The organism is Saccharopolyspora indica (assembly GCF_027853965.1).
In the GTDB taxonomy this organism is placed as follows: domain Bacteria; phylum Actinomycetota; class Actinomycetes; order Mycobacteriales; family Pseudonocardiaceae; genus Saccharopolyspora; species Saccharopolyspora indica.
Map to the genome: position 1 here is coordinate 84677 of NZ_JAQGLB010000029.1, position 9198 is coordinate 93874.

A 9198-nucleotide genomic window follows, 5' to 3' on the forward strand; every position below is an offset into this window, starting at 1 on the left:
GCAGCCGGGGCGTACGTCAGGAGTCGACAACGGCTCAGACCGCTGCGATGGTGCTGGGTGCTCGTTCGGCTCGGCTCAGCGCGCGCAGCACCGCGGTCTGGCCGTGGCGGACGACCGCGAGCTTGGCCAGCAGCGCGAGCACCGGTTCGACGACTTCCTCCGGGAGTTCCGGCGTCTCGATTCCCGCGCTGTGCGCGAGGTCGTCGGAGTGCACCGCGATCTCCATCATCCGCGTCAGCAGGAAGTCCGCCAGGCGCACCGGTCGGCCGCCGAACGACACCACCCGGTCGGCCGCTTCGGCGGACAGCGCGGTGCGCTGCTCCTCGACGGCCGAGGCGACCTCGGCGGCCAGCACCTCGATCCCGCGGGCGGCCAATTCCTCGCCCATGTCGCGGATCCGGACGTTGACGTCGGAATCGAGGCCGGTGTGGAAGGCATCAGCAGCGGCGTAGAACTCGGTGAGGGAGAACGGCCGCTCAGCGGTCGGTTCCTTGGCCAGCAGCCCGGAGACGTGCAGGACCTGGGAGCCCAGGTGCCCGGCCAGCCCGCGGACGCTGAACTCCGGCAGCGCGCTGGGCCGGTCCCACACCGCGGCGACCGCGGGATCCCGGAGCAGGTTCACCGCCGCTTGCGCCGCCTGCAGGTAAGCCCGGCTCATGGTGGTCATCGTGATTCCTTCCAGCCACACCCGATCAAGCACGGCGCACCGCGCGCCGGTTCTCACCCTAGTCCGCCGACACGTCGTTGCCGTGCTCGTCGGCGAGGACGACGCGGATCCCCTTGTCCCGGAAGGGCTTCAGGTCCGATTCGTCCGCTGCCGCGTCCGTCACCAACGTCCACTTCGGAGGGAGCGGGGCCCAGGCGTGGAAGGGCCTGCGGCCGATCTTGGCCGCGTGCACCAGGACGTACACGTGGTCGCCGCGGCGCGCCATCAGCTCCTTGAGGCGGGTCTGGCGGATGTCGGCCTCGCAGATGCCGTCCTCGGCCGTGACGCCGTCCGCGCCCAGGAAGACCCGGTCGAAGGTGCGGCGCTCCAGGGCCGCTTCGGCCAGCGGGCCGATGAAGCCCTGGCTCTTCGGGCGCAGCACGCCGCCGAGACACTCCACGGTGACCTCCTCGGCCGCGGACAGCTCCTGCAGGGCCGTCATGCCGGTGGTCACCACGGTCAGCGCCGGGCCGCCGCGCAGTTCGTGGGCCAGCGCACCGGTGGTCGAACCCGCGTCGAGCAGCACCGTTTCGCCCACGCCGAGCTGCCGGGCCGCCCAGCGGGCGATGGCCCGCTTCGCCTCGAACGCCTCGCCGACGCGCTGGCGCAGGCTCGCCTCGGGGTGCGCCACGATCGCCATCGCACCGCCGTAGGTGCGGGCCAGCGCGCCCGCCCGCTCCAGCTGGGCGAGGTCGCGCCGGATGGTCGAGGCGGTGACGCCGAAGTGGGCGGACAGCTCGTCCACACCGGTCAGCCCGGTGGTGGTGGCCAGCTGGACGATGGCCTCCCGGCGGAGCTTGGAATCGCGGGGCACTCGCTGTCCCTTCAGCTGACGGAGACCGGCGCCAGGTCCGCGGCCTGGCGCAGCGCCTCGATCATGCTACCGGCCTCGGCCGCGCCGGTTCCGGCGATGTCGAACGCGGTGCCGTGGTCCACCGACGTGCGGATCACCGGCAGCCCCACGGTGATGTTGACGCCCGCCTCGATGCCCAGCACCTTGACCGGCGCGTGGCCCTGGTCGTGGTACATCGCGACGATCAGGTCGTAGTCGCCGCGGCCGGCGAGGAAGAACGCGGTGTCGGCGGGCAGCGGGCCGCGCGCGTCGATGCCCTCGGCGCGCAGCAGCTCCAGCGCGGGCACGATCTTCTCCTCCTCCTCGCCCGCGCCGAACAGGCCGTTCTCCCCCGCGTGCGGGTTGATCCCGCACACCCCGATGACCGGCGCGTCGACGCCCGCGGCGCGGATCGCTTCGTGCCCGCGGCGGACCGTGCGCGCCACCAGCCCGGGCTCGATCCGGGCGATGGCGTCGAGCAGCCCGATGTGCGTGGTCACGTGGATGACCTTGAGCTTCGGCGTGGACAGCATCATCGACACCTCCTCGGTGCCGGTCAGCGCGGCGAGCAGCTCGGTGTGCCCCGGGAAGAGGTGCCCGGCGGCGTGCAGCGCCTCCTTGTTGAGCGGGGCGGTGCAGATCGCCCGCACCTCACCGGCGATCGCGAGTTCCGCGGCGACGCGCACGTACTGGTAGGCCGCTTCACCGGCCGCGGCGCTCAGCTCGCCCCACGGCAGATCTTCCGGCAGCAGGCCGAGATCGATGACATCGATGCGGCCGGGCCCGAAGCGCGCCTCGGCCGCGGAGCCGACCGCGACGACCTCGACCGCGGCACCGCGCAGCCGGGCCGCTTCCCGCAGCCGGCGGGCGTCGCCGATGACCAGCGGACGGCACAGCTCGTGCACGGCGGCGTCGGCGAGCGCGCCGACCACGACTTCGGGGCCGACGCCTGCCGCATCTCCCATGGTGACGGCTATGACGGGCGAGGAACTCACTGCGCCTCCTGGAGGTCGGGTCGGCCGATTTCCCGTTTTTGCGCGAAACGCGCATTCAAGATCGTGAACATCCCCGGCTCGGCGGCTCCCCCGCAGCACCGGTGCACCAGGAACCTGTGGAAATCCCACCGGAACCCGGCACTCCTCTGCGCGCCTCCCCGCAGCTCATTCTGCGCAATTCACGCTATCCATATTGCGCATTACGCGCAACTGTGTCAGCGTTTCGAACCACCAGGCACCGGCGCGCGCGAGCTCCCGGGCGCGGCCGCGACGTCCGCTGGAACCGCGCCCCAGGGGCGCCGACCAGCCACGGAGACCAGGAGGACAGCCCGTGAACGCGCTCGAGTTCGCCCGCCTCGTCCGCGACCGTCAGCAGGCCATCGGCTACTGGGTCGTGCTCGACGACCCGATCGCCACCGAGCGCCTGGCCCGCCTCGGCTACGACTACGTGGTGGTCGACGCCCAGCACGGCACGCTCGGCTACACCGGCATCCGCAACGCCATGCTCGCCATCGACGCGGGCGGCACGTCGGCCGCCGTGGTGCGCGTCGAGCAGAACGACCCGTTCGCCATCGGCCGGGTGCTCGACGCGGGCGCGACCGGCATCATCGTGCCGCTGGTCGACACCGCCGAGGACGCCGCAGCGGCGGTGCGCGCCACCCGCTACCCGCCGGCGGGCCGCCGCTCCTACGGCCCGATGCGCAGCGAGCTGCGGGTGGGGCCCGCTCCCGCCGAGGCGAACGAATCCGTGCTGGTGCTGGCGATGATCGAGACCCCGGAGGGACTGGCGAACGTCACCGAGATCTGCGCGACCCCCGGCCTCGACGGCATCTACGTCGGCCCCGCCGACCTGCGGCTGGCCGTGGGCGGCGCGACCGCGTCCGACCCCGCCGCGGACGACGCCTTCGAGGCGGCGCTGGTGAAGATCGCCGAGGCCGCCGCGAACGCCGGGATCGCCGCGGGCATCCACACCCCGAGCGGCGAAGTCGCCGCGCACCGCCTCGCGCAGGGCTACACCTACGCCACCGTGTCCTGCGACCTCGTGCACCTGGAGCAGGCGGCGAAGGCGCACCTGTCGGCCGCCCGCGGCGAGCAGGCCTGACCGGCCGATGTCGCGATGCGGCCGTCCCACGACGAGATCGCGGGTATGGTCCGGCGCATGGGATTCGCCGAGGACTTGATCTCCGGGCCGCGAGGCCGGCGGTTGTGCTTCAACGTCCTCGCCGGACAGCGGCAGCTGCCGACGATCGCCTGCCGTGAGGTCATGCGGTTCCTGGGCTCCCTCGCGGTCCCGGACGACTGGGATTTCCTGGCGGGCTGGGAGGAATCGGCGTTCTTGGAACCGCTCGGGCGATCGGTGGACAGCGCCATGTACTGGCAGGAACCCGACGAGGTGGATCGGGCGTTGGCCGCGCAGAACACCGCGCGGGCGTTGCTCCCGATCGCCCGCGCCATCGCAGCGGCGCCGGGCGCCCGGTGGTGGCTCGACCCGCTCGACCTCGACCGGCAGTTCCACGCCGAGTTCCCGCACACCGAGCCGCCGCGACCAGCGCGGACGCCGGAGGATCTGGCCGAATGGCGGGCGTCCACCGTCGAGGACGAACGCTCCGCCGACGAGCGCCCGGCGGATCCGGCGGCGCCGTTCACGGGAATCTGGTGGTCCACGCCGGGCCGGCGACCGGTCCACACGACCCGCGCCCTGCCGGGAATGGGACCGCTGGGGCTCTGCCTGGAGGAGGACGGCTTCAGCCAGCAGCGGGCGTGGTGCCGGTCCGTACGACCGGTGCGCACGCCCGGCGTCTACGAGATCACCGGCCCAGCGGCCTGGAGCGAACTGGCCGAGCGGTATCCGCTCGAGGTCAGCCGCTCGCGGCGCCACGACTGGTGGAAGGTCAGCGGCTGGGAAGGGCCCTGGGTGATCCCCGACTGGACGCTGGTCGCCGCCGACCACGACGCCGTGCACCTGACCGTCGCCGGCTACCTGACCACGGCGGGCCGCGCTCTACCGGCCGCCGGCGCCCGCACGATGCTCGCGGGATGGGACCCGGACCAGACGTTCTGGCTCACCGACGCCCTCACCGTCGGCCCCGCCACCGCCTGGCACGGCGAACCTGGCGAGCTCACCACCTGGGCACCGGGACCCGGCTGAGCCTTCCGCGCCCCGCGAACCGGCCGTGAGTGGCTGAGCCAGTTGGCCATTCGGGTCTTGACTTCGGGGAGCCGATCGCTGAAAGTGGCCTGGCCAATCAGCCACTGTGCCACGCACCACACCGGAGGTGCCGGCGCCCCGCTCGGCAAGGAGGCAATGGTGCCGCCCGAGTTGATCTCGATCCTGGTGCTGGTCGCCGCGTTCGTCATCACCACGACGCTGTCGGTCAGCATGGGCCTGCTGGCCTTCGCCGCGGCCTTCCTGGTCGGCACCCTGGTCGGCGGGATGTCCGAGGACGACATCTTCGCCGGGTTCCCCGGCGACCTGTTCGTCGTCCTGGTCGGCGTCACGTTCCTGTTCGCCATCGCGCGGGCCAACGGCACCACGGACTGGCTGGTGCGGCAGGCCGTGCGGCTGGTCGGCGGGCGGATCGCGCTGATCCCGTGGGTGATGTTCGGCATCGGCGCGGTGCTGACCGCCATCGGGGCCGTCAGCCCGGCGGCGGCCGCCATCGTCGCCCCGATCGCGCTGAACCTCGCAGCGCAGTACCGGATCAACCCGCTGCTCATGGGCGCGATGGTGGTGCACGGCACGCAGGCGGGCAGCTTCTCCCCGATCAGCATCTACGGCACCATCGTCAACGGCGTGGTGGAGCGCAGCGGACTGCCGGGTGATCCGGTCGTGCTGTTCCTGGGCAGCCTCGTGGTCAACGTCGCGATCGCCGCCGTCGTGTTCGCGGTGTTCGGCGGATTGCGCCTGCGCGCCGCGCAGAAGCAGCCGGTCACCGTCGGCGCGGGAACCGGCGCGGATGCGCAACCCGTCGAGGAGCCGCGCCTGAACCGCGACCGGGTGCTCACGCTGACCGGCCTGGTCGTCCTGGTGGTCACCACGCTCGGGTTCGGCCTGGACGTGGGACTCGTGGCGATGACCATCGCCGTCGTCCTGAGCGTGCTCTCCCCCGAGATGTGCAAGCAGGCGCCCGGCGAGGTCGCGTGGCCTACCGTGCTGCTGATCTGCGGGGTGCTCACCTACGTCGGCGTGCTGGAGCAGATGGGCACGATCGACTACGTGGGCAACTCCGTGGCGGGCATCGGCGTCCCGCTGCTCGCCGCGCTCCTGCTCTGCTACATCGGCGCGATCGTCTCGGCCTTCGCCTCGTCGGTGGGCCTCATGGGCGCTCTCATCCCGCTGGCCGTCCCGTTCCTGCAGACGGGCAGCATCGGCGCCATCGGCATGATCACCGCGCTGGCGATCGCCGCCACCGTGGTCGACGTCAGCCCGTTCTCCACCAACGGCGCGATCGTGCTCGCCAACGCCAAGGGCGTCGACCGCGACGCGTTCTTCCGGCAGCTCCTGATCTACGGCGCGGTCGTCGTCGCCGTCGTCCCGGCCGCGCTGTGGCTGCTGCTCGTGCTGCCGGGGCTGGGGTGACGATCAGCGGCGTAGCATGGGATCACCGCTGCCGCAGGCCGGTGATCACGCCGACCAGCGCCGCCGCACCGGCCACGACGAGAACCGTCGCGTAGGCCGGGTGCATCGCGGCGACCGGTTCCCACGCACCGGCTCCGATCCCGGCCACCACGACCAGGACGATCGCCGACAGCACGACCCGGAACCAACGACGCGACACCACGCCGCAGACCCTACGCACCACCGGACGAGATCTCCCGCCCATGCCCTCCGCACCGCCCCGCCGCTGGATCACGCGTTCACTGGCCGTGCTCGCCGCGGCCGTCGTGTGCGCGGTCCTGCTCTACACCCGCCCGCTGGCCGCCACGCCCACCGCCCAGGAGCAGATGCGCGGTGACGCGGCGGTCACCGTGGTGGACCGCGCCACCGAGATCGAGCTCATCCCCACCGGGCCGCACCGCGGCACCGGGCTGGTGTTCTACCCGGGAGCCCGCGTCGATTCCCGCGCCTACCTGCCGCTGCTGCGCCCGGTGGCCGAGGCCGGGTACCCCGTGGTCGTGCTCAAGCCGCCGCTGGGCATGGCGATCCTGCAATCCGGCCAGGGCGAGCAGGCCTTCGGCCGCGCTCAGCGCTGGGTGGCCGGTGGGCATTCGCTCGGCGGTCCCGCCGCGGCGCGGCTGGCCGCCGCCCATCCCGATCAGGTCCGGGGCCTGCTGCTGTGGGCGTCCTACCCCGACATCGAGGTCCGCGACCTCGACGTCACCTCGATCTACGGCACCCGCGACGGGCTGTCCGCCCCTGCCGCCGTCCTGCGGGCGCCGCTGCCACCGGACACCGAGTTCGTCGCCGTCCCCGGCGCCGTCCACGCGCACTTCGGCGACTACGGCCCGCAGTCCGGCGACGGGCAGCCCACCACCAGTCGAGCCGAGGCCCAGCGGCGGATCGTCGCCGCGACGCTCGACGGCCTCGCCCGCGTCGACTCCCACCCCTGATCTGCTGCACCGCGAAACCGAGGAGATCCACATGATCACGAGCGTGCTCGGCACCGGAATCATGGGTTCGGCGATGGCCCGCAACCTCGCTCGCGCCGGTCACACCGTGCGCGCCTGGAACCGCACGCGGGCGAAGGCCGAACCGCTGGCCGCCGACGGCGTGCACATCGCGGGCACCCCGGCCGAGGCCGTCGAAGGCGCCGACGTCGTCGTCACGATGCTGCACGACGGCGCGGCGGTGCTCGACGTCATGCGGGAAGCCGGGACCGCCCCCGGCACCGCGTGGGTGCAGTCGACCACCGTCGGCATCGGGGCCATCGCCGAGCTGGCCGAGCTGGCCCGAGAGCAGCAGCTCGTCTTCTTCGACGCTCCCGTCCTCGGCACCCGCCAGCCCGCCGAGGAGGGCGCGCTCGTCGTCCTGGCCGCCGGGCCGAGCGAGAGCAGGCACGCGGTGACTCCGGTGTTCGAGGCCGTCGGCTCCCGCACGGTGTGGACCGGCGAGGACGGTGCCGCGGCGAGCTCCACGAAGCTCAAGCTCGTGGCCAACAGCTGGGTGCTGGCCGTCACCAACGCCGCCGGTGAGGCGCTCGCGCTGGCCAAGGGCCTGGAGGTGGACCCGCAGGGCTTCTTCGACATCATCAGCGGCGGCGCGCTGGACATGGGCTACCTGCACGCGAAGGGCCGGGCGATCCTCGAGGACCGGCTGACCCCGCCGAGCTTCGCCGTGACGACCGCCGCGAAGGACGCCGAGCTGATCGTCGAGGCGGGCCGGGAGCGCGGTGTGCGGCTCGACGTCGCCGAGGCCGCGGCGCAGCGCTTCCACCGCGCCGCCGAGCTGGGGCACGGCGGCGAGGACATGGCGGCCGCCTACTTCGCCAGCTTCGACCGCTGACGGCTACGAGCGGCGGCGCGGCTTCCCGCGCTTGCCGCCCCGCGGGCTCCCCGCGCGCGGGCGGGCGACCGGCTTCTTGGCCTCGGCCGGGCGCTTGCGCTTCTCCTGCGGGGGCGTCGGCGGGCGACCTCGGGTGCTGTTGACCGTCCGGCCGCGCACGATCCCGATGAACTGCTCCATCAGGTCGGTGGTCTCCTCCTCCGGCCAGGACAGCGCTACGCGCGACTGCGGGGCGTCGGTGAGCGGGCGGTAGGTGAGGTCCTTGCGGTGGTGCAGCCGGGCCAGCGACTGCGGGACGACGAGCAGTCCCACCCCGGCCGCCACCAGCTCGATCGCGTCCCCGGTGGTGGCCGGGCGCTCGATCGCCGGGCGGCCCGGCGGGCGCTCCCAGTCGAGGGTGTCGTCGAGGGGGTGCAGCACGACGTCGTCGGCCAGGTCCGCTCCGGACACCTCGTCGACCGCGGCCACCACGTGGTCCTTCGGGACCACCACCACGGTCGTCTCGGTGTAGAGCGGGATCGCGTGCAGCCCCTCGCGGTCGGCCGGGAACCGGAGCAGCACCATGTCGGCGGCCCCGTCCCGCACCGCGGCGGTGGCCTCGGCCGCGGGCACCTGGACCAGTTCCAGCGGCACCTCGGGCACCCGCTCCGCCCACTTGCGCGCCCACTTGCCGGGCGTCACTCCCGCCACGTAGGCGAGCGTGAACGAGGGCTGCTCGTCCGATCCAGTCACGCGGCCCAGGTTACCGGGCGTCTGCGCAGGTGGTGCGCATGCGGTCGATACCCTGGAGGCATGAAGTCGCGCCCGACCTCCCAGACGATGAAGCCCGCAACCGCGGCGAAGAAGCTGAACGTGTACCTCGGAGCCACCCCCGCGGAGTTCCAGGAGGGTGTCGTCTCGCGCGACGAGCTCAACGCGCTGCAGACCGATCCGCCCGAGTGGCTGCGCGAGCTGCGCCGCAACGGCCCGCACCCCCGTCAGGTCGTGGCGGCGAGGCTGCGCATCTCCATCGGCGGCCTGACCCGCGCGGGCATCACCGATCCGCTCACCACCGAGCAGATCAACGAGCTCAAGGAGCAGGACCCGGAGTGGCTCCAGCAGGAGCGCGCCACCCAGGCCGAGGTCAAGCGGGAAGCCGCCCGGGTCAAGGACAAGGCCGAGCAGAAGGCGGAAGCGGCGCGCCTGCGCGAACAGCGCAGGTGAGTCGTGGGGGGGCGCGCGC

Annotated in this window: 11 protein-coding genes; 6 read left to right on the forward strand and 5 right to left on the reverse strand. The window is 72.9% G+C overall.

Features of this window, described 5'->3' with window-relative positions:
• Positions 1-34: 34 nt before the first annotated feature.
• Genes OU416_RS37150 through pdxA form a run of 3 tightly spaced genes read right to left on the reverse strand, consistent with a single transcriptional unit; the run spans position 35 to position 2533 of the window.
• Complete coding sequence (locus OU416_RS37150; protein ID WP_270931780.1) at positions 35-667, reverse strand: maleylpyruvate isomerase N-terminal domain-containing protein; 633 nt, start codon at positions 665-667, stop codon at positions 35-37.
• 58 nt (positions 668-725) lie between these two features.
• A complete protein-coding gene (locus OU416_RS37155; protein WP_270931781.1) occupies positions 726-1520 on the reverse strand; it encodes a DeoR/GlpR family DNA-binding transcription regulator in 795 nt (264 codons plus the stop codon).
• A gap of 11 nt (positions 1521-1531) precedes the next feature.
• A complete protein-coding gene (gene pdxA / locus OU416_RS37160) occupies positions 1532-2533 on the reverse strand; it encodes a 4-hydroxythreonine-4-phosphate dehydrogenase PdxA (protein ID WP_270931782.1) in 1002 nt (333 codons plus the stop codon).
• Between the two features lie 331 nt (positions 2534-2864).
• On the opposite strand from pdxA, the gene OU416_RS37165 reads away from it, so the two are divergent.
• The 3 genes from OU416_RS37165 to OU416_RS37175 all read left to right on the forward strand — a co-directional run bounded on the left by OU416_RS37165 (position 2865) and on the right by OU416_RS37175 (position 6113).
• Complete coding sequence (locus OU416_RS37165; protein WP_270931783.1) at positions 2865-3635, forward strand: HpcH/HpaI aldolase family protein; 771 nt, start codon at positions 2865-2867, stop codon at positions 3633-3635.
• Between the two features lie 57 nt (positions 3636-3692).
• Positions 3693-4682 carry a hypothetical protein gene (locus tag OU416_RS37170; protein WP_270931784.1) on the forward strand — a complete coding sequence of 330 codons (990 nt, stop codon included), beginning with the start codon at positions 3693-3695 and terminating at the stop codon, positions 4680-4682.
• 156 nt (positions 4683-4838) lie between these two features.
• A complete protein-coding gene (locus OU416_RS37175) occupies positions 4839-6113 on the forward strand; it encodes an SLC13 family permease (protein ID WP_372907254.1) in 1275 nt (424 codons plus the stop codon).
• Positions 6114-6135: 22 nt separating this feature from the next.
• Here the strand turns inward: OU416_RS37175 and OU416_RS37180 are convergent, their stop codons facing one another.
• Complete coding sequence (locus OU416_RS37180; protein WP_270931786.1) at positions 6136-6315, reverse strand: hypothetical protein; 180 nt, start codon at positions 6313-6315, stop codon at positions 6136-6138.
• Positions 6316-6355: 40 nt separating this feature from the next.
• On the opposite strand from OU416_RS37180, the gene OU416_RS37185 reads away from it, so the two are divergent.
• Entirely contained in the window at positions 6356-7084 is a 729-nt protein-coding gene (locus tag OU416_RS37185; protein ID WP_270931787.1) for an alpha/beta hydrolase, read from the forward strand.
• A 31-nt stretch (positions 7085-7115) separates the two neighbouring features.
• The gene (locus OU416_RS37190) at positions 7116-7976 is read left to right on the forward strand and encodes an NAD(P)-dependent oxidoreductase (protein WP_270931788.1); all 861 of its coding nucleotides are present in this window, start codon (positions 7116-7118) and stop codon (positions 7974-7976) included.
• A gap of 3 nt (positions 7977-7979) precedes the next feature.
• Here OU416_RS37190 and OU416_RS37195 read toward each other — a convergent pair whose 3' ends face one another.
• Complete coding sequence (locus OU416_RS37195; protein WP_270931789.1) at positions 7980-8708, reverse strand: LysR substrate-binding domain-containing protein; 729 nt, start codon at positions 8706-8708, stop codon at positions 7980-7982.
• Between the two features lie 60 nt (positions 8709-8768).
• On the opposite strand from OU416_RS37195, the gene OU416_RS37200 reads away from it, so the two are divergent.
• On the forward strand, positions 8769-9179 hold the full coding sequence (locus tag OU416_RS37200) for a DUF5997 family protein (protein ID WP_270931790.1): 411 nt from the start codon (positions 8769-8771) through the stop codon (positions 9177-9179).
• The last annotated feature ends 19 nt before the right edge of the window (positions 9180-9198 follow it).

What these genes read in the sequence shown, in the direction of transcription:
- OU416_RS37150 (WP_270931780.1), bottom strand. Translation starts at nt 667, where the DNA reads ATGACCACCATGAGCCGGGCTTACCTGCAGGCGGCGCAAGCGGCGGTG.
- OU416_RS37170 (WP_270931784.1), top strand. Translation starts at nt 3,693, where the DNA reads ATGGGATTCGCCGAGGACTTGATCTCCGGGCCGCGAGGCCGGCGGTTG.
- OU416_RS37175 (WP_372907254.1), top strand. Translation starts at nt 4,839, where the DNA reads ATGGTGCCGCCCGAGTTGATCTCGATCCTGGTGCTGGTCGCCGCGTTC.
- OU416_RS37185 (WP_270931787.1), top strand. Translation starts at nt 6,356, where the DNA reads ATGCCCTCCGCACCGCCCCGCCGCTGGATCACGCGTTCACTGGCCGTG.
- OU416_RS37190 (WP_270931788.1), top strand. Translation starts at nt 7,116, where the DNA reads ATGATCACGAGCGTGCTCGGCACCGGAATCATGGGTTCGGCGATGGCC.
- OU416_RS37200 (WP_270931790.1), top strand. Translation starts at nt 8,769, where the DNA reads ATGAAGTCGCGCCCGACCTCCCAGACGATGAAGCCCGCAACCGCGGCG.